Origin of the sequence: Iamia sp. (genome assembly GCF_035575815.1) — a bacterium.
Lineage (GTDB): Bacteria > Actinomycetota > Acidimicrobiia > Acidimicrobiales > Iamiaceae > Iamia.
In genome coordinates, this window is record NZ_DATLXO010000199.1 from 1 (window position 1) to 19544 (window position 19544).

The window sequence follows — 19544 nt, forward strand, 5'->3', positions numbered from 1 at the left end:
TGGGACCAGGCCCGAACGCCGGCCCAGACCACGAGGACCGTCGACAGCAGCGCCAGCCCGTCGCTGTAGCCGAAGCTGGCCAGCGACCACAGCGCCGGCATCGCCGCGAACAGGGTCGCGGAGAGCAGCCCCAGGCGTCGCGAGCCGGTCACGGCTCGGCCGAGGCCGGCGAGGGCGACGACGGCGGCCATGGTGCAGAGCACGTTGAGCACCCGTCCCACGGTCAGCTCCGCCTCCTCGATGTTGACCCACCCCGCCCCGACCGCCACGGCAGCCTGCACGGCGGGGAACAGGGGCGGGTGGTTCGCCACGTAGATGCGCCGGCGATCCGCGGCGCCGTGTTCACCGTCGTCGGGCAGCGTCGTGTCGATGCTGGGCAGGACACCACTGCGGATCGCCTGGGCGTACGCCGTGTGGTAGCGCTCGTCGACCGGGTAGTACCGCGGTGTCATCGACCCGTAGAAGAGACCGGCTCCGGCTGCCGCGACCAACACGAAAGCCAGGACAGGGGTATCCACTCAACCGGCGTACTCCTGGCCATGCGCCTCTTGCGAGACGGCCGGCTCACGCCCTCCAGGCTCGTCAAAGGCGCCGCTACTTGCGCATTCGCGTTGAGTGTGCCTCAGGGCGAGCTCATTCAGGTCCGCTTGAGTGGATACCCCGAAGCCAGGAACCCCCGCCCGGGCGACCCGCCGGGTGGCCGCCGACCAACACGCGGGTCTCGCCGTTGGCCGGCGGATGCTCGGACCACCGACGCTTGCGAAGGACCGCGCGTCGGCTGGTCCATGTCCCTCCATCGTCTCACGTCAGGACCCACCTTCACGCGCGCTCGCTTTGGAGAGACGCTCGTTCGCCACGCGGGTCTCCTCGGGGCCCGGGAGCGCCGAAGCCACCGTCACCGAGCCCGAGAGCGGCCCCCGGCCCGGCGCCCTCACCTCGACGAGATCGTGGGGTCAGGGGCCGAGCTGCGCGTCCATGCCCGCTCTGAGATCCGCCCGACTCAGCTCGCTGGAGGTCACCGGCACACCGCGGTAGACGTTGTGGTCGGGGAACCAGAGCCGGAAGCGCGGGTCGTCGGTGTCGGTGCTCTCGGTGATGTCCGGAGCTCCGGAGCTGTTGATCCCCCATGCCGTGACGTAGTTGCCGTCGGGCAGCACGCGGGTGCTGCCGCAACATCCTGAGCTCGCGACCTGGGGGTCTCTCACATCCTCCACCCGTGTCGCCGTCCTGTCGTCGAGGTCGAGCTGGTAGGCGACGGACCGCGGCGGACGGTTCCGCAGGGTGCCGTTGTCGTAGAGGGTCACCGTGTCGTCACTCAGCAGCCGGGCGTCGTGTTGCCCACCGAAGCCTCCCCCACCGGCCCGTTCGAAGGCAGGGTCGTTTCGGACCGTCAGGCTCTCGTTGCGAGGGGTCCCCCCGAGCTTCCACACGATGTCCTTCGTCGCCTTGTCGATCTTGTAGACGGCATCGAGGTGCCGGAACGACACGATGAAGCCGTCGCCGGTGTCCTCGATCGAGTTGTAGTGGAAGGGGTCGTAGTTGCTGCCGAAGCCCCCACCGGGGTCGCGCAGCTCTTGAGCTCGCCAGCTGCCCGGCGTCTCGGCGATGGCGATGTGCTCGGAGGTCGTCCAGGACCAGACGACGTCGCCCTGCGGGCTGATCTCCTGGATGACGTGGTCGACGAACGGCGCGCGGGCCGGGCCGCCCCACGAGCTGAAGTCGCCGTCGGACCGCTCTGAGAGGCTGACGACCACGTGGTTGCCGTTGGGCAACAGGATCAGGTCGTGGAAGTCGAGCGGTGCTCCGACGGTGGCGTAGCTGCGGACGAGGGATCCGTCGAGTCGGTGCTCCTCGATGACGTCACCCACGTTCCATGCCATGTTCCCGTTCGGCAGAAGGGTGGCGAAGAACCTCGTGGTCTTCGGCCCCCACCACACCGGCACACCGTTGGTGTCGTAGATGACGGGGTACGAGGGGCTACCGAAGCCGTCCCATGGCGAGGTCACGTAGAACGCGGCCTGGGGCGTTCCCTTGCGCTCCGCGGTCCAGGCCGGGAAGTCGGTGGGGAGGCAGCGGACGTGATGGGTCGTGGTCGTCCCGTCGGTGGTGACCGCGATGGTGAAGCGCCGGCCGACCTGCTGGGCCACCCGCGCCGTGAACGACCCACCGCGCGGTGCCGCCCCGTCCACCGAGACGGTGGTACCGCTCGGCACCGCGACGTCGACCGAGGTGGGGCGGGACGGGTCGCACCGGTTCACGTAGTCGACGACCGACGTCTGAAAGGTCGGGTACAGCGAGGGGTCGGCCCTGATCCCCACCTGACCGGGTGCGCACCCGGCCAGCCCCGCGACCACCAGGCCGACCACGACCAGACACGCCGACCACCTGTGCACCGCGCCTCCCCCCGGTTCGATCCCGCTCGCCGCACCCTCGCAGACCGCCCACCCTGTGTCAACCGGCACACCCTGGCGCACCTCGGACCCGGGTCTCGGGGGGTTCGCGCCCGGGTCGGGTGTCAGGCGTGGGCCCGGCTGAGGGCGTGTTGCACCAGCTCGATGAGCGTGGCCTTGGTGGCGTTGCGGTCCCGGGCGTCGGTGAGCACGATCGGGGTGTCCCACATCGGCGGCCCGTCACGGACTTCAAGCGCGCCGCCGAAGCCCGCAGAGCTGCACAGCGGTGGCGCACCGGTCGCGGCGGAGCATCTACTGTTCCGGCTGATCCAAGGAGTTCACGCATGTCCAACCTGCCCCCACCTCCGTCGGGCGGAGGGTTCCCCCCTCCCGGCGGTCCGCCGCCCGGCGGCGGTTTCCCCCCTCCCGGCGGTCCGCCCCCCGGTGGCCCACCGCCCGGCGGTCCGCCCCCCGGTGGCGGGCTCCCCGGTGGCCCTCCGCCCGGTGGCGGGTTCCCCCCGCCCGGTGGTCCTCCACCCGGAGTCCCCGGTCCGCTCGTCGAGTGGCAGGACCGCCTCATGTCGGGCCTCATCGACTGGGTCGGGCCCATCATCGTGGCCAACGTGCTGTCGTTCGTGATCGGCCTCGCCATCGCGGCGAGCAACACCAACACCTTGTTCAACCCGACCGGCATCGTGCTCAACCTGCTGGCGGTGGCTTGGATCCTCTACAACGGCTACCTCGCCGGTGAGAGTGGGCAGAGCTTCGGGATGAAGCAGTCCGGGCTGCGCCTCGTCGGCGAGCAGTCCGGGCAGAACATCGGCGGGGGCCAGGGGGTCGTCCGCAACCTGCTGTTCCTCGCCAACGCGATCTGTTGCCTGTTCCTCCCCGTCGTCATCGTCGACGCCCTGTTCCCGCTGTGGGACGCCAAGAAGCAGACGCTGCGCGACAAGATCGCCAAGTCGGTGGTCATCAAGGGCTGATCCCGACGGGAGCGGCGGCGGGGGGGCGGTGACTGCTAGCGGAAGGGGGCGTCGGTGGGGACGACCGGGGAGGGCAGGAGCGTGTCGCCCATGAGGTGGCGGTCGACCGCCGCCGCGCACGAGCGGCCCTCGGCGATGGCCCACACGATCAGGCTCTGCCCCCGCCCCATGTCGCCGGCCACGAAGACGCCCTCGACGTTGGTCGCCCAGGTCTCGTCGCGGGCGACGTTGCTGCGGGCATCGAGCTCGACGCCGAGGTCGCCCAGCAGCGAGCCCTCGTCGGGGCCGGTGAAGCCCATGGCGAGGAGCACCATGTCGGTCTCGAGCTCGGTCGCGGAGCCCTCGACCTTCTCGAACCGGCCGTCGACGAACTCAACCTCATGGATGGCGAGGGCCCGCACCCGGCTCTCGTCGTCGCCCAGGAACTGCTCGGTGTTGACCGAGAACACCCGCTCACCGCCTTCCTCGTGGGCGGAGGAGGTCCGGATCATCAGCGGCCACGTCGGCCACGGCGTGGAGTCGGCCCGGGCGTCGGGCGGGCGGGGCATGATCTCGAACTGGTGGACGCTGGCCGCGCCCTGGCGATGGGCGGTGCCGAGGCAGTCGGCACCGGTGTCGCCGCCGCCGATGATGACGACCCTGCGGCCGCGGGCCGAGATCGACGGCTCCGACAAGTCACCCTCCTGCACCTGGTTCGACAGCGGGAGGTACTCCATGGCCTGGTGGATGCCGGCCAGCTCGCGGCCGGGGATCGGGAGGTCGCGGGACTGCGTCGCGCCCCCGGCGAGCACGATGGCGTCGAACTCGGCGCGCAGCTGCGCGACGGTGAGATCGACGCCCACATCGACGCTGGCCCGGAACTCGGTGCCCTCGGCCTGCATCTGCTCGAGGCGGCGGTCGAGCTGGCGCTTCTCCATCTTGAACTCGGGGATGCCGTAGCGCAGCAGGCCGCCGATGCGGTCGGCCCGCTCGAACACGGTGACCTCGTGACCGGCGCGCGTGAGCTGCTGGCCCGCGGCCAGGCCGGCGGGACCCGAGCCGATGACCGCGATCCGCTTCCCCGTCTGCACGGTGGCCCTCACCGGGGTGACCCACCCCTCGTCCCAGGCCCGGTCGATGATCGACACCTCGACCTGCTTGATGGTCACCGGGTCCTGGTTGATGCCGAGCACGCACGCCGCCTCGCAGGGGGCGGGGCACAGCCGTCCGGTGAACTCCGGGAAGTTGTTGGTGGCGTGCAGCCGGTCGATGGCCTCGCGCCACCGGTCCCGGTAGACGAGGTCGTTCCAGTCGGGGATGAGGTTCCCGAGGGGGCAGCCCTGGTTGCAGAACGGGATGCCGCAGTCCATGCACCGGCTGGCCTGGTCCTCGAGGTGGCCCTCGGCGAAGGGTTCGTAGACCTCCTTCCAGTCCCGCAGGCGCACCGAGACCGGCCGGCGGGCCGGCAGCTCGCGACCGTGCTTCATGAAGCCTGTCGTATCTCCCATGTCGCTCCTCAGCCTCGGGCCGCGGCCATGATCGCCTCATCGATGTCGGCGCCGGACTCCTCGGCCCCCTTGATGGCGATCAGCACCCGCTTGTAGTCGCGGGGCATGACCTTGGTGAACTGGTCGACGCTGAACTGCCAGTCGGTCAGGAGCCGGCCCGCGACCTCCGAGCCGGTGGCCTCCTGGTGGCGGAACACCACGCCGACGAGCCAGTTCTTGTCGAGGTCGTCGAGGGGCTCGAGGTCGACCATGTCCCGGTTGACCAGCCCGTGGAGGGACCGATCCGGGTCCCACACGTACGCGATGCCGCCGGACATGCCGGCGCCGAAGTTCCGCCCCGTCGGGCCCAGCACCACGACGCGGCCGCCGGTCATGTACTCACAGGCGTGGTCGCCCACGCCCTCGACCACGGCGGTGGCCCCGGAGTTGCGCACCCCGAAGCGCTCGCCGACCAGGCCCCGGACGAACGCCTCCCCCGCCGTGGCGCCGTAGAGGATGACATTGCCGGCGATCACGTTGTCCTCGGCCACGAACCCGCCGTGGGTCACGACTGGGGGCCGCACGACGAGGCGCCCGCCCGAGAGGCCCTTGCCGACGTAGTCGTTGGCGTCACCGAGCAGACGCAGGGTGATGCCGCGGGGCAGGAACGCACCGAAGCTCTGCCCGGCCGAGCCGGTGAAGGTGATGTCGATGGTGTCGTCCGGCAGGCCTTCGGGCCCGTAGGCCTGGGTGACCTCATGGCCCAGCATGGTGCCGACGGTGCGGTTCACGTTGCGGATGGTCCGCTCGATCCGCACCGGGATGCCCTCGGCCAGGGCATCGGCGCACGCCTCGATCAGCTCGACGTCGAGGGCCCGGTCGAGGCCGTGGTCCTGGGGCTGGGTGCAGTGGAGGTCCTGGTCGGCGAAGCCGGACCGCGGCGTCAGAAGGATGGGGCCCAGGTCGAGGCCGGAGGCCTTCCAGTGGTCGATCGCGGCGCGGGTGTTCAACAGCCCGACCTGGCCGATGGCCTCGGCGACGGTGCGGAAGCCGAGCTGGGCCAACAGCTCGCGCACCTCCTCCGCGATGTAGGTGAAGAACGTCTCCACGAACTCGGGCTGGCCCGTGTAGCGCTCGCGGAGCTTCGGGTTCTGGGTGGCGATGCCGACCGGGCAGGTGTCGAGGTGACAGACGCGCATCATGATGCAGCCCGAGACCACGAGCGGGGCGGTGGCGAAGCCGAACTCCTCGGCGCCCAGCAGGGCCCCGATGATGACGTCGCGGCCTGTCTTCATCTGGCCGTCGACCTGTACGACGATGCGGTCGCGCAGGCCGTTGAGCAACAAGGTCTGCTGGGTCTCGGCCAACCCCAGCTCCCAGGGGCCGCCGGCGTGCTTGAGCGAGGTCAGCGGGCTGGCGCCGGTGCCGCCGTCGTGTCCGGAGATGAGCACCACATCGGCGTGGGCCTTGGAGACCCCGGCAGCGACGGTGCCCACGCCGACCTCCGAGACGAGCTTCACGTGGATCCGCGCCGAGGGGTTGGCGTTCTTCAGGTCGTGGATGAGCTGGGCGAGGTCCTCGATGGAGTAGATGTCGTGGTGCGGGGGTGGGCTGATGAGACCGACGCCCGGCGTCGAGAAGCGGGTCTTGGCGATCCAGGGGTAGACCTTGCTGCCCGGCAGCTGGCCGCCCTCGCCGGGCTTGGCCCCCTGGGCCATCTTGATCTGGATGTCGCTCGCGTTGGTGAGGTACTCCGAGGTCACCCCGAAGCGGCCCGAGGCCACCTGCTTGATGGCCGAGCGCTTCGAGTCGCCGTTGGCCATCGGCGCGAAGCGCTCGGCGTCCTCGCCGCCCTCGCCGGTGTTGGACTTGCCGCCCATCCGGTTCATGGCGATGGCGAGGGTCTCGTGGGCCTCGGCGGAGATCGAGCCGTAGGACATGGCCCCGGTCGAGAAGCGGGCGATGATGGCCGAGGCGGGCTCGACCTCGTCGATCGGCACCGGCGTGCGGCCCTCGGTCTCGATCTCGAAGAGGCCGCGGAGGGTCGACAGGCGTCGGGCCTGGTCGTCGACCATCTGCGTGTACTCCTTGAAGATGTCGTAGCGCTTCGATCGCGAGGCGTGCTGCAGCTTGAACACGGTCTGGGGGTTGAAGAGGTGGTGCTCGCCCTCGCGGCGCCACTGGTACTCCCCGCCGGCCTCGAGCTCGCGGTGGGCCCGCTCGGCGGGGCGATCGGCGTGGGCGACCCGATGGCGGGCGGCGACCTCCCGGGCGACGATGTCGATGTCGATGCCGCCGAGACGGCTCGGGGTGAGGGTGAAGTACTCGTCGACGAGGTCCTGGCCGAGGCCGAGGGCCTCGAACACCTGGGCCCCGGTGTAGGACGCGACGGTCGAGATCCCCATCTTGGACATGACCTTCAGCACACCCTTGCCACAGGCCTTGATGTAGTTGGCCACTGCGTCGTCGAGTCCGACGCCGTCGAGGGCGCCCCGGGCGCACATGTCCTCGAGGGTCTCGAACGCCATGTACGGGTTGATCGCCGACGCGCCGTAGCCCAGCAGCAGGCACATGTGGTGCACCTCGCGGGCGTCGCCGGCCTCGACCACCAGACCGACCTGCGTGCGGGTCTTCTCCCGCACCAGGTGGTGGTGCACGGCACTGGTGAGCAGCAGCGACGGGATGGGCGCCCGGTCACGGGTGACGCCACGGTCCGAGAGCACGATGACGCGGGCGCCATCGGCGATGGCGGCCGACACCTCGGTGCGCACCCGCTCCAGGGCGTCGCGGAGGCCCGGGCCGCCCTCGGCCACCGGGTACAGGCCGCCCACGACGACCGAGCGCATGCCACCCATGTCGCCGCCGTCGTTGATGTGGATCAGCTTGGCCAGCTCGTCGTTGTCGACGATGGGGTGGCGCAGGAGGATCTGGCGACACGACGCCGCGGTCGGGTCGAGGAGGTTGGCCTCGGGCCCGAGGGTGCCGAGGAGGCTGGTCACCAGCTCCTCGCGGATGGCGTCGAGGGGCGGGTTGGTGACCTGGGCGAAGAGCTGGCTGAAGTAGTCGAAGAGGAGACGGGGACGATCCGAGAGCACGGCCACGGGCGTGTCGGTGCCCATCGAGCCGAGGGCCTCGCCGCCGGTCCGGGCCATCGGGGCCATGAGGATCCTGAGGTCCTCGTTGGTGTAGCCGAAGGTGACCTGGCGCCGGACCACGTCCGCGTGGGGATACCGGATGTGCGGTCGGTCGGGCAGCTGGTCGAGCGGTACCAGCCCGGCGTGGAGCCACTCCTCGTAGGGGTGCTCGCCGGCGAGGGTGGACTTGATCTCCTCGTCGCCGACGATGCGGCCCTGCTCGGTGTCGACGAGGAACATGCGCCCGGGCTGGAGCCGGCCTCGCGACACGATCGTCGCGGGGTCGATGTCGAGCACTCCGACCTCGGAGGCCATGACCACGAGGCCGTCGGTGGTGACCCAGTAGCGCGACGGCCGGAGCCCATTGCGGTCGAGCACGGCGCCGATGACCGAGCCGTCGGTGAAGGCCACCGAGGCGGGCCCGTCCCACGGCTCCATCATCGAGGCGTGGAACTGGTAGAAGGCCCTCTTGGCCGGGTCCATCGAGGGGTTGTTCTCCCACGCCTCGGGGATCATCATCAGCACCGCGTGGTGCAGCGGGCGCCCGGCGAGGTGCAGCAGCTCGAGAACCTCGTCGAAGCTGGCCGAGTCGCTGGCGTCGGGAGTGCAGATGGGGAAGGCCCGATCCAGGCTGGAGGTGCCGTCGGTGCCGTCGAAGGCGTCGCTGGCCAACAGCGCCTCTCGGGCCCGCATCCAGTTGCGGTTGCCCTTGACGGTGTTGATCTCGCCGTTGTGGGCGATGTAGCGGTACGGGTGGGCGAGGGGCCAGGCCGGGAACGTGTTGGTGCTGAACCGGGAGTGCACCAGGGCGATGGCGCTCTCGATGCGCGGGTCCTGCAGGTCGACGAAGAGCTGGTCGAGCTGCTCGGTGGTGAGCATCCCCTTGTAGCAGAGCGTGCGGCACGAGAGGCTCGGGAAGTAGACCCGTCCTCCGACCGCACCCACCGCCCTGGAGGGGTCGACGTCTCCGACCTCGTCCACCACCTGGTCGCCGTCGTGGGCCGCCATCGGGCCGTCGGGCGTGCCGACCTCGTGCTCGATGCGCTTGCGGACGATGTAGGCGCGCCGTTCGAGGTCGAGGCCCGAGGTGTCACCCTCCGCGCCGGCGATGAACAGCTGGCGGAACGTGGGCATGACGTCACGCGCCATGGTGCCGAGCATCGAGGCCTCGACCGGCACGTCGCGCCAGCCCAGCACGGCCAGGCCCTCGCTGGTGACGACCTTCTCGATGGCCTCGGCGGCGGCCGAGGCTGCGTCGGTGCCCTGGGGCAGGAAGGCGATACCCGTGGCGTAGGACCCGGCCGGGGGGAGGTCGAAGGCCACGACCTCGCGGAGGAAGCGGTCGGGCACCTGGAGGAGGATCCCGGCTCCGTCGCCGGTGTTGATCTCGGCTCCCGAGGCGCCACGGTGGTCGAGGTGGCACAGCGACAGCAGGCCTTTGTCGACGATGTCGCGGCTGGCGCGGCCGTACATGTCGACGACGAAGGCGACGCCACAGGCATCGTGTTCGTGGGCGGGGTCGTAGAGGCCCTGGGGGCCCGGAGCTGTGCGCATGCGTCCCTTCCATCGTGTGATGGGGTGGTCGGGGTGCCGGGACGTCGCTGGCCCGTGGGGTGCGATGACTCTACCGGTCCACCGCCGGACCCCTCCAACGCGATGTCGCGGGCGACGAACCCCCGTTCCCGTCAGCGGGACGGCACACGGGTGGCAGGTACCGTCGGGCCATGGCAGAGTTCACCCTCGTCGCCCTGGCCGCCGGGATGGGCCGCCGGTTCGGGTCCTTGAAGCAGGTCGCGGCGGTCGGCCCGGGGGACGAGTCGCTGATCGACCACACCATCCGGGACGCTGCTCAGGCGGGCGCCGACCGGGTCGTGCTCGTGGTGCGCTCCGAGATCCGCAACGAGGTCGTTGCGAGCGTCGAGCGGCGCAGCGCCCTGCCCGTGAGCGTGGTCGAACAGCCGGGCCCGGGCCCGGGGCGCTCCCGGCCGTGGGGCGCGGCGGAGGCCGTCGCCCTCGCCGCCGCGGCCTGTCCCGGACCCTTCGCGGTGGTGAACGCGGACGACTACTACGGTGCCGATGGCCTCGCCGCCCTCCTCGACTGGCTGCGCTCCCCCCGCTGCGCGCCCGGCCGGGCCGCGCTCGTCACCTGGCCGGTCGAGGCGACCACGCCACCGCACGGTGAGGTCACCCGGGCGGTGTGCGCCCTGGCGGAGGACGGCTGCACCCTCGTCGGCATGGTCGAGCACCACGGTGTCGCCCGCGCCGGCGGGGCCATTGCCTCGGGGGCGGGCCCGATCGAGGCCGACGCGCCCGTGTCGATGAACCTCTGGGGACTGCACCCCTCGACCGGCCCCGACCTGTCAGCCCTCAGCGACACCTTCCGTCGCGACCACGCCGGCGACCCCGACGCCGAGCTGCCGCTGCCCACCGCCATCGACGCCCTCGTCAGGGCGGGGCAGCTGACGGTCGAGGCCCTGCCGGCCGGGACCACCTGGGTGGGCGTGACCCATCCCGACGACCTGACGCCCGCCCGCGCCGCCATGGCCCTCGTCGCCCCGGTCCCGGTGCGATGAGCCCGTCGACCGCCACGCCCGACCCGCCCGCCATCGACGATCTGCTGGGCTACCTCGACGCCTCGCCGACGCCGTACCACGCCGCCGCCGAAGCGGCCCGACGACGGGCGGAGGCGGGCTCGGTCGCCGTTGCGCTCGATGCAAGCTGGGCCGACCCGCCTCCCGTCGGCCACCTGCTCGCCGACGGTGCCCTGATCGCCTGGGCCCTCCCGGCGGGCGGGCCCGCCGCGCCCCGCCTGCGCCTCGTCGGGGCCCACACCGACAGCCCCGGGCTGCGCGTCAAACCGCGGCCTGACACCGGAACCTGCGGGTGGCGCCAGCTCGGCGTCGAGGTGTACGGCGGCGCCCTGGTCAACTCGTGGCTCGACCGCGACCTGGGCCTCGCCGGTCGGGTCGCGGTGGCCGGCGCGACCGGCGTGCAGACCCGGCTGGTGCGCATCGACGAGCCCTGGCTGCGTGTGGCCCAGCTGGCCATCCACCTCGACCGGGAGCTCTCCAGCCAGGGCCTCAAGCTCGACCGCCAGCGCCACCTCACCCCGATCTGGGGCGTCGGGGTTCCCGACGTCGGCGGCTTCCGCCGTCACCTCGCCGAGCGCCTCGACGTGGCGCCCGACGCGATCGGTGGCTGGGACCTCATGGTGCACGACCTCTCCTCCGCTGCGGTCGTCGGGGTGGGTGGCGCGCTGGTGAGCAGCGGCCGCCTCGACGACCTCGTCTCCTGCTGGGCGGGACTGGTCGCCCTGGAGGCCGCCGCCGAGCCGGGCGCGGTGGGCGCGGTGCTCGCTCTCTTCGACCACGAGGAGGTGGGCAGCGCGTCGACCCGCGGCGCCGGCGGAGAGCTTCTGACCGGGGTCCTCGAGCGCCTGGTGGTCGGGCGGGGAGGCTCGCGGAGCGACCTCCTCCGCGCCGTGGCCGGCTCGGCCCTGGCGTCGGTCGACATGGCCCACGCCACCCACCCGAACTACCCCGAGCGCCACGAACCAGGGCACCCCGTCACCATCGACGGCGGCCCGGTCGTGAAGGTCAACGCCAACCAGCGCTACGCCACCGAGCCCGCGACCCAGGCGGCCTTCGAGCTCGCCTGCGCGGCGGCCGGGGTGCCGGTGCAGCACTTCGTGGGACACAACGAGGTGCCGTGCGGGTCGACCATCGGTCCCGTCACCGCGGCCGGGCTGGGCGTGCCCACCGTCGACGTCGGGGTGGCCCAGCTCGCCATGCACTCCGCCCGGGAGCTGTGCGGGAGCGAGGACCCGGTGCGGATGACGGCGGCCCTGGCGGCCTGGTTCGCGGGGTAGCCGTGGAGCGCGCCGAGGCCGCCCGCGTGCTGGGGGTCGCCCGCGACGCCGGACCCGATGAGGCGCGCGCCGCCTTCCGCTTCCTCATCCGTCGTCGTCACCCGGACCGGGCGGGGGCCACCGCCACCGCCGAGTCAGCCCGCCTGATCGAGGCCCACCGCGTGCTGCGGGCTCCGGCGGCGGTGCCCGACGCGGAGGGAGCCGGGGGCGGATCCCCGTCGGCGGGGTCGTCCCCCTCGTCGACTGCGGTGCCGGTGGACACCCGGGTCGAGGGGGACGCGCTGGTGGTCGACGCCGACCCGGCGACGGTCATGGTCCACCTGGTCGAGGCCGGCCACGCCCTCGGCGAGGTCACCTACCTCGACCGGGCCTCGGGCCTCGTCGAGATCCTCCTCCTGGTGCAGCAAGGGGACGACGACCACCCCCGGGCCTGCTCGCTGGTCGCGTCGCTGCAGGGCCGCAGCGAGGCGGTCGAGGTGTTCTGCACCATCGAGCGCCTCGACGGGCACCCGGCCCCGCCCATCGCCCCGCTCGTCGCCGCCCTCGCCGCCCAGGTGCGCTCCCCCGAGGCCCCTGCCGTCCCCTTCGACTGACGGAGCCGATCACTCAGCGCGGGACGGGCACCTCGGGGTCGTCGGGCGCCTCGTCGAGCCCGTTGGGCGTGCCGTCGCGGTCGTCATCGTCCTTGGCCCAGCTTGCGTCCGCGTCGAGCAGGAGGAAGTTGCGCGGGTTGACCGGCACGCCCCCGAGGCGCGTCTCGAAGTGGATGTGGGGGCCGGTCGACAACCCGGTGGAGCCGGCCTCGGCGATCTGGTCGCCCTGCTCGACGAGGTCGCCGGCCTGCACCGAGAGAGCGGAGTTGTGGGCGTACACCGTGCTCAACGAGCCGCCGTGGGCCAGGAGCACGGTGAGCCCGTAGCCGCCCCGGGTCTCAGCCGACACCACGATGCCGTCGGCCGCGGCCAGCACCGGCGCGCCCTGTGGGGCACCGATGTCGACCCCGGGGTGGAGCCGGGTGACGTCGAGGATGGGGTGGGCCCGCATGCCGAACTCGGAGCTGATCACCCCGCCCTCCAGCGGGATGCGGACGTCGACCGCATCCGGGTCGTCGACCGCACCCGGGTCGTCGACCGCACCGGGAGCGAAGTCCGCCTCGACGCGTTGGGCGGCGGCGAGCAGCGCGGCCACCTCGTCCGCGGCCCTCTGAAGGCTGGTGATGCGGGCCTCGATGGCGACCTTCTGCGAGCGGACCTCGAGCAGGAGGAGCTCCTGTCGCTCACGCTCGGCGACCGCTTCGTCCGCCAGTCGGATCGACTCGGTGAGCGCGTCGGCGGCCATGGTGCGCAGCTGACCGACGCGAGTGCGCTGCTCGACTGCAGCGCGCGCTGTCGTCCGCGCCCGGCGCAGCGCGGTGTCGCTCTCCCGACGGGCCTCGACCAGGTCATCGATCAGGTCGCGCTGCTGATCGCCGACCGTGCGCCGGTAGCCCCGGCGCGCCAGCGACCCGTCATCTCCCTCGAGCACCTCGAAGATCGATCCCATGGCGGCGGCGTCGCCCTCGTCCATGTAGGTCTCGACCGCATAGGTCCGCAGCCGTTCCTCGGCGTCCTCCTCCTCGGTCCGGGCCGCGGCCAGGGTGTCGGTGGCCTCGGCCTCGTCGTTCCGCCGCTCGCTCAGGTCGGCCTGGGCATCGGCCACGGCCCGGTCGGCTCGCGCCACCGCCTCCTCGGCCGCCTGCACACGGGGCAGCAGCTCGACGAGGCGGATCCCGGCCAGGTCGTACTGGACGAGCAGCTCGGCCTCGTCGCCCGCCAGCTCCTCGTAGGTGTCGCGGAGGGCGTCGACCGACTCCGGCGAACCGCCCGGGTCGCTCCCCTCGTCCTGGGCCGGGAGCGGTCGGCCCCCGATCAGCGAGACGACCAGACCCAGCGCCAGCGCGGCGACAGCGAGCCGCGGCCGGCGCCGAACCCTCTCGCCTGGTTGGACCGTTGTGATCATCGACGTGGCGGCCTCCCCGCGCCGTCAGCATAGGACCACCGTGGACCCGGGCTGTCGCGGGACAAGAGCGAGCGTATGCGGTTCACCACAGGGAGTGGTGGGTAGCGTGGCGCCCAGATCATCCCCCGACCAAGCTGGTGCCGTGTCTCCCGCTGCTCACCGGAGCCTCCCCGTCGCCGAGCACCTCCGCCCCCGCGACGCCATCTTCGACCTGCTCCCCCACGGCGTGGCCCTCGCGGATGAGCGAGGAACCGTGACGGCCACCAACCCGCGCTGGGACCGCGCCGGGGGTGATGACGACCCTGTCGTCGCCCCGGTCGGCGCAAATCTGATCGCTCACCTCCGCTCTCCGCACCGTCCCACCAGCGCGGTCGCCGACCACATCGCCGACGGCGTGACCCGCCTCCTCGACGGCCGGGGCTCCAGCTTCGAGGTGCAGTACGAGCTGCTGGCGCCGCTCGACCCGACCGAGGCGCGCTGGTTCCTCGTGGCCGCGGAGCGCCTGCCCACCGGCGGGGTCGTCATCACCCGCACCGAGACCACCGTCCACCACGGGGTCAACGAGGTGCTGGCCGAGCTGGCCTTCCACGACGACCTCACCGGCTTGCCCAACCGGGGCCTGCTGATGGACCGCATGAGGATGGCCCTGATCCGCGCCCAACGCCTCGATCTGCGACCACTCATCGTGTTCACAGACCTCGACGGGTTCAAGGCCGTCAACGACGAGCACGGCCACGAAGCGGGAGACGCCGTGCTGGTGGAGATGGCCGGCCGGCTCTCCCACACCGTGCGCGAGGGCGACACCTGTGGTCGCTGGGGGGGCGACGAGTTCGTGCTGGTGGTCGAGCTGGGCACCCGATCGGCCACCGACCGGGTGATCGAGCGCATCGCCCGGACCGTCGAGGCACCCTTCGAGCTGCCCGACGGGTCGACCTGCACCCTCGGCATCAGCATCGGGGCGGTCGTGGCCGACGGCGGCGAGCGGGTCGACGCGCTGATCGACCGGGCCGACCGGGCCATGTATCGGGCCAAGCGCGAGCAGGCCGGCCCGGTGATCGTCGCCCTCGACGAGGACTGACACGCGCGGCAGCCCCGCACCGGTACCGGGTCCGTGGACCGGCGTGGATCAGCGGGGTTCGATGCGGAGGGCCACGGCGTCGATCAGCTGGCACTCCGTTCCCGGGCGCGCCTCGGCCTCGGTGACCGGAACCGTGAGCATCCACTGGCTGGGGCTGGACCGGTCGGGCTGGGGCACGACCCGTCCGACCTCATCGGCGTACACCTCGCCGTCGGGGTCGACGAGTCCGACGGTGACCTCGTAGCGCGACGTCAGCTGGCCGCCGCCCTGCACCGTCCCCTGCGCCCGGTAGCCATCGGCCGCTGCCGCGCAGGTCTCGAGGGCGGCAACGGTGTCGGGCGGAGGCCTGGTGACGGGCCCGCTCGGCTCGTCGTCGTCGGTCTCCGGCTCGACCGGCACCTCGGGCTCGCTCAACGCCCCGGCAGGGCCGGCCACGGTCGTCCCGGGGCGGGCGGCGGTGGTCCCGGGGCGGGCGGCGGTGGTCCCGGGGTCGTCCTCGCCGCCGAGGGCGATGGCGGCCACGATGGCCAGCGCCACCAGCAGCGCGACGAACAGAGCGAGGAGCACACGGCGTCGCGACCGCTCGTCCGGGCCCGTCGCCGTCGGCGCCGTCCCGGTCGTTGCCGGCGGGCGGGGCTCGTCGTCACCGGCCCCGTCGGCGGGGGCGTCGACGGTCGGGGCGTCACCTCCGGCCCGGGCGTCGGGACCCTCCTCCCCGCCCTGATCGACCGCCCCGACGCCGGCCCGGGCGGCGTCGAGGGCGCTCGGCCCGTTCTCGGTCGAGTGCGACGGCGACGAGGCCGGCCAGGCCGTGCGCTCGGGGGCCGGCACCGCCGGCGGGGCGGGGGCGGGTCCGTCCACGGGGACGGCGGGGGTCGGGGGCGCCTCGGCCGCGAGCTCGGGGGCCGTCTCGGGCGGCTCGTCTTCCGGGTCGTGGTCCGGATCGACCGGTGCGGGCACCGTCGGCGTGGCCGATCCCATGGAGTCGAGGGCGAGGTTCTCGACGACCATGCGGTCGGCAGCCAGCTCGCCGGCGGCCAGGGTCTCGGGCGCGGTGAAGGTGCCGTCGAGGGTGAGGGTGACGGCCTGGCCGGCGATGACGCTGCGGGGCAGCGCGGCGGTGCCCTTGACCGCAGCGCGACCAGCGACGACCACCACCAGCGCCTCGAAGTCGAGCACCTCCACGACCGCGGCACCGCTGCGGATCTGCAGGGTGGTCGCGCCGTGGGTGAACCAGACACCGGGACCTTCGTCGGTGGCCCGCAGCCAGGCCGCGCCCCGGCGGATCTCGACGCGAGGTGCATCGCGACCCGCCGGGTGGACCTCCACCTCCGCGCCACGGTGGCGGAGCAAGACGCCCGGCGCCGGCCGCTGTTCGACGAAGCCCTCGGTGTGGGTGCCCTCTGTCGCCATGTCCCTCCCGGACGAGTGCCCTGATCGTACCGAGGTTCCGGCCCTCGTCCGGACCACGTCATGGCCCGTGGCCGCGCCATCACCCCCCGTGGTGGTCGGTCCATCGGCACCAGCAACGGATCGGTCCCCGCCCCCCTCAGCCTCTCGCTCCGTCTGGCTCACCCGGCTCCGCGCCGGTCCGCAGCTGCCGGGCGACGACGCGCCACACGTCGGGGTCGATGCCCATGCCCATGTGGGGGCTCGTCACCTCGACGTTGGTGCTTCCCGGGGCCCGGTCGAGCGAGCGCGGGTAGGGCACGATCCGGTCTGCTCGGCTGTACACCACGGTCATCGGGACGCGGAGCGGCCGGTTCGACAGCGGCGAGAAGATCGGGCCGCCGAGGGTGATCACCTGGGCGACGAGGTCGGGCCGGGCACGGGCGACCTCCCGGGCAACGGTGCCCCCCATGCTCTGGCCCACCAGCGCCACGGGCGCGCCGTGGCGCTCGACGATCATCTCGAGCACCGTGGTGAAACGGTCCACGGCCGCCCCGACGTTGCCGTCGTTGACGCCGAGCCCCCAGCCTCCGCACCGATAGCCGAGAGCGGTGAGAAAGCCGCGCAGGGCCACCGTGCTGGCGTCGCCGACCCCCCGCCCCGGGAGGACGACCACGGGCTCACCCCGTCCTCGCCGCTCCCGCAGCAGCCACGGGGCCTGCGCCACCAGGCGCGGCACCTGCCCCACCGCCGCCCACTCGCCGGCACCATCGGCCAGGGAGGGACGTCGCTCTCGCCGCCGGTCGTTCACGTCAGCTTCGCCACCACCGGGTGATCCTCGTCCACCGGAGCCGGGCGGCGCACCCCGGAGTCGAACCCTCCGGCCGAGGCCCTCAGGGTCGGTGCCCCTCGGCCGACGGTGAATGGTGGTCGACCTGCCCGTCGCCGATCCGGCGCGCCTCGAGCCGTTCGTGTCGGCCACCGCTCCGAGCGTGCGCCGGTTGCGGTTCGAGTGGCCCGAGGACCTCGTACCGGACTGGACGCCCGGGCAGCCGGAGCTGGCGTCCGTGGCCAACGCGGTGTCGCTGCTGATGCCCCACGCCGAGCCTACGTCGTGCGCTCCGTGCGCGCCGTGCTGGATGACCTGCCCGCCCCGTTGCGGGCCGAGGCCGAGGCCTGGGCGGCCCAGGAGGCGGCCCACCACGGCGCCCACCAGCGCTTCAACCGCATCCTCGTCGCTCGGCGCCCATCGCTCGGACGGATCGACGGGTGGGCCCGTCGCACCTTCGCGTGGCTCGACCGGCGTTCGACCCGCTTCGGCCTGGCCTACGCAGCGGGGTTCGAGATGCTCGCCTTCATGGCCGCCCGCTGGGTCGACCGACGCTCATCGACTCTGTTCCGTGGGGCCGAGCCGGTGCCCACCACGTTGTTCCTCTGGCACCTGGCCGAGGAGGTCGAGCACAAGGCGGTGGCCTTCGACGTGCTGCGGGCCACGGGCGGGCGGCGGGTGGCCTTGGCCGCCGGCATGGCGGCGGCCATGGTCGTGATGGCCTGGTTCACGGTGCTCGGCACCGTGGCGGGCCTGGCCGCCTCGAGCCGACTGTGGAGGCCGTCGGCCCACGGGCGGATGCTGTGCTGGTCCTTCGGGTTCCTGTTCGAGCTGCTGCCGGCCCTCGCCGGCGCGCTGGTGCGGGGCCACCACCCCTCGGACATGGCGGACCCGTACTGGCTGCCGGTGTGGCTCCAGTCCTACGACCCGGTCACCCACACCATGCCGGAGTGGTCGATGGATGTCGTGGCCCGCTGATCCTCCGGGCGGTGGCAGGGTGGGCGCCATGGCCGCACCGCCCCTCCCCCGCCGTCGCTCCGTGCGGGGCGACGGCGTCGACCTGGCCGTGCGGGAGTGGGGCGACCGGGCCGGGCCCACGACCGTGCTGGTCCACGGGTACCCGGACTCCTCCACCGTCTGGGACCCGCTCGTCGCCGCCCTCCTCGCCACCGAGCCTGGTCGCCACGTTGTCGCCTACGACGTGCGAGGAGCCGGCGCGTCGAGCGCTCCCCGGTCGACCGCCGGGTACGGCGCGGCCCACCTCGTGGCCGACCTGGCCGCGGTGATCGACGCCACCTCGCCCGACGCCCCGGTGCATCTTGTGGGCCACGACTGGGGATCGGTCCAGTCCTGGGTCGCGGTGCGCAGCCCCGAGGTCGCCGCCCGCATCGCCTCGTTCACGTCGATCTCGGGCCCCGCCCTCGACCACGTCGAGCGCTGGGTGCGGGCCCACACCGGGTGGCGCCGGTCCCAGCTCGGGCCGCTCCTGCGTCAGGCGGCCCGCTCGTGGTACATCGCCTGCTTCCGGGTGCCGGTCGTGGCGCCGCTGGTGTGGCGTCTCGTCCTGGCCCCGGCCTGGCCGCACATGCTGCGCCGGAAGGAGGGCGTGGAGACCTCGCCGGCGTGGCCCGGCCCCGGCCTCGCCCGCGACGCGGTCAACGGCCTGCACCTCTACCGGGCCAACGGAGGCGACGTCGGTGCCGGCCCGCTCGAGCGCACGCCGGTGCCGGTGCAGATCCTCGCTCTCATCGACGACGCCTACGTGACCACCGCCCTGCTCGCCGGCCTCGACGACCTGTCCGTCGACGGGTGGGTCCGCCCCGTCCCCGGGGGCCACTGGGTCATCCGTCGCGACCCGTTGCGCGTCGCCCAGTGGATCGACGACCACATCGCCACTGTCTCGTCCCGCCCCTGACCGCACAAGGGTGGATCAGGTGGGCGGGGCGGGGCCGATCGACCTGTGTTCGGGGTCCGACGGGCTCATCAGCCCCACGGCGTTGCCGTCGGGGTCCTGCACCACGGCGTACCGCGCGCCCCAGAACGCGTCGTAGGGAGGTTGCTGGCCCGCATAGCCGTCGCCCGTGAGCTGCCCGTACAACTCGTCGACCGCCCCTCGCGTCGGCAGGCGGAAGCCGAGGACCGCTCCGCTGTCCGCCGCCGGCCAGCCCCTGTTCCAGACCGCCGCGAACTCTCGGCTGTCGAGGTCGAGGTCGAGCCCGCCTTCCGCCCGGGCGCTGCGGTGGTGAGGGTCCCACTCCGGCGAGCCACCCTGCATCTCCAGGCCGAGCCGGGCGTAGAAGGCGGCCATCGCCTCCATGTCCTTCACGACCAGGTTGACCTGATCCAACACGGGTCCGGGCTCGTCGGTCACGTCGCACCTCACGGTTCTCGTCGTCGATCGATTCTGGC

At 72.7% G+C, this 19544-nt stretch carries 14 protein-coding genes and 1 pseudogene; 7 read left to right on the top strand and 8 right to left on the bottom strand.

What is annotated here, in order from left to right:
• Positions 1–518: pseudogene (locus tag VNL12_RS20085) on the bottom strand (hypothetical protein); the annotation flags it as partial.
• A 435-nt stretch (positions 519–953) separates the two neighbouring features.
• Complete coding sequence (locus VNL12_RS20090; protein WP_325597056.1) at positions 954–2393, bottom strand: aryl-sulfate sulfotransferase; 1440 nt, start codon at positions 2391–2393, stop codon at positions 954–956.
• A gap of 341 nt (positions 2394–2734) precedes the next feature.
• Between VNL12_RS20090 and VNL12_RS20095 the strand changes: the two genes are divergently transcribed.
• The gene (locus VNL12_RS20095) at positions 2735–3373 is read left to right on the top strand and encodes an RDD family protein (protein WP_325597058.1); all 639 of its coding nucleotides are present in this window, start codon (positions 2735–2737) and stop codon (positions 3371–3373) included.
• 35 nt (positions 3374–3408) lie between these two features.
• On the opposite strand, the gene VNL12_RS20100 is transcribed toward VNL12_RS20095, so the two are convergent.
• Together VNL12_RS20100 and gltB are read right to left on the bottom strand one after the other, a co-directional pair.
• Positions 3409–4860 carry a glutamate synthase subunit beta gene (locus VNL12_RS20100; protein WP_325597060.1) on the bottom strand — a complete coding sequence of 484 codons (1452 nt, stop codon included), beginning with the start codon at positions 4858–4860 and terminating at the stop codon, positions 3409–3411.
• Between the two features lie 8 nt (positions 4861–4868).
• Positions 4869–9527, bottom strand: coding sequence for a glutamate synthase large subunit (gltB, locus tag VNL12_RS20105; RefSeq protein ID WP_325597062.1), 4659 nt, complete (start codon positions 9525–9527; stop codon positions 4869–4871).
• A gap of 170 nt (positions 9528–9697) precedes the next feature.
• Here gltB and VNL12_RS20110 point away from each other — a divergent pair, with 170 nt between their 5' ends.
• Genes VNL12_RS20110 through VNL12_RS20120 form a run of 3 tightly spaced genes read left to right on the top strand, consistent with a single transcriptional unit; the run spans position 9698 to position 12434 of the window.
• Positions 9698–10546, top strand: coding sequence for an NTP transferase domain-containing protein (locus VNL12_RS20110; protein WP_325597063.1), 849 nt, complete (start codon positions 9698–9700; stop codon positions 10544–10546).
• Positions 10543–11841: a M18 family aminopeptidase gene (locus VNL12_RS20115; RefSeq protein ID WP_325597065.1), complete on the top strand. Its 1299-nt coding sequence runs from the start codon at positions 10543–10545 to the stop codon at positions 11839–11841. Before VNL12_RS20110 ends, VNL12_RS20115 begins: the two co-directional genes overlap by 4 nt.
• A gap of 2 nt (positions 11842–11843) precedes the next feature.
• Positions 11844–12434, top strand: coding sequence for a J domain-containing protein (locus VNL12_RS20120; protein WP_325597067.1), 591 nt, complete (start codon positions 11844–11846; stop codon positions 12432–12434).
• A gap of 13 nt (positions 12435–12447) precedes the next feature.
• On the opposite strand, the gene VNL12_RS20125 is transcribed toward VNL12_RS20120, so the two are convergent.
• Complete coding sequence (locus tag VNL12_RS20125) at positions 12448–13839, bottom strand: M23 family metallopeptidase (RefSeq protein ID WP_325597069.1); 1392 nt, start codon at positions 13837–13839, stop codon at positions 12448–12450.
• 142 nt (positions 13840–13981) lie between these two features.
• On the opposite strand from VNL12_RS20125, the gene VNL12_RS20130 reads away from it, so the two are divergent.
• Positions 13982–14917: a GGDEF domain-containing protein gene (locus VNL12_RS20130; RefSeq protein ID WP_325597071.1), complete on the top strand. Its 936-nt coding sequence runs from the start codon at positions 13982–13984 to the stop codon at positions 14915–14917.
• Positions 14918–14965: 48 nt separating this feature from the next.
• Here the strand turns inward: VNL12_RS20130 and VNL12_RS20135 are convergent, their stop codons facing one another.
• Both VNL12_RS20135 and VNL12_RS20140 read right to left on the bottom strand, forming a co-directional pair.
• A complete protein-coding gene (locus VNL12_RS20135; protein ID WP_325597073.1) occupies positions 14966–16330 on the bottom strand; it encodes a hypothetical protein in 1365 nt (454 codons plus the stop codon).
• 136 nt (positions 16331–16466) lie between these two features.
• A complete protein-coding gene (locus tag VNL12_RS20140; protein ID WP_325597075.1) occupies positions 16467–17117 on the bottom strand; it encodes an alpha/beta hydrolase in 651 nt (216 codons plus the stop codon).
• 303 nt (positions 17118–17420) lie between these two features.
• On the opposite strand from VNL12_RS20140, the gene VNL12_RS20145 reads away from it, so the two are divergent.
• Both VNL12_RS20145 and VNL12_RS20150 read left to right on the top strand, forming a co-directional pair.
• Positions 17421–18113, top strand: a complete 693-nt coding sequence (locus VNL12_RS20145) for a metal-dependent hydrolase (protein WP_325597077.1) — start codon at positions 17421–17423, stop codon at positions 18111–18113.
• 28 nt (positions 18114–18141) lie between these two features.
• Positions 18142–19050 (top strand): alpha/beta fold hydrolase, encoded by a 909-nt coding sequence (locus VNL12_RS20150; protein ID WP_325597079.1) that lies wholly within the window; start codon positions 18142–18144, stop codon positions 19048–19050.
• A gap of 15 nt (positions 19051–19065) precedes the next feature.
• On the opposite strand, the gene VNL12_RS20155 is transcribed toward VNL12_RS20150, so the two are convergent.
• The coding region (locus tag VNL12_RS20155) for a VOC family protein (protein ID WP_325597081.1) at positions 19066–19544 on the bottom strand (479 nt) is incomplete at its 5' end.

Bases quoted from the DNA above. Each gene is read 5' to 3' on its own strand.
- VNL12_RS20095 (WP_325597058.1), top strand. From the start codon at position 2,735: ATGTCCAACCTGCCCCCACCTCCGTCGGGCGGAGGGTTCCCCCCTCCC.
- VNL12_RS20100 (WP_325597060.1), bottom strand. From the start codon at position 4,860: ATGGGAGATACGACAGGCTTCATGAAGCACGGTCGCGAGCTGCCGGCC.
- gltB (WP_325597062.1), bottom strand. From the start codon at position 9,527: ATGCGCACAGCTCCGGGCCCCCAGGGCCTCTACGACCCCGCCCACGAA.
- VNL12_RS20110 (WP_325597063.1), top strand. From the start codon at position 9,698: ATGGCAGAGTTCACCCTCGTCGCCCTGGCCGCCGGGATGGGCCGCCGG.
- VNL12_RS20115 (WP_325597065.1), top strand. From the start codon at position 10,543: ATGAGCCCGTCGACCGCCACGCCCGACCCGCCCGCCATCGACGATCTG.
- VNL12_RS20125 (WP_325597069.1), bottom strand. From the start codon at position 13,839: ATGATCACAACGGTCCAACCAGGCGAGAGGGTTCGGCGCCGGCCGCGG.
- VNL12_RS20135 (WP_325597073.1), bottom strand. From the start codon at position 16,330: ATGGCGACAGAGGGCACCCACACCGAGGGCTTCGTCGAACAGCGGCCG.
- VNL12_RS20150 (WP_325597079.1), top strand. From the start codon at position 18,142: ATGGCCGCACCGCCCCTCCCCCGCCGTCGCTCCGTGCGGGGCGACGGC.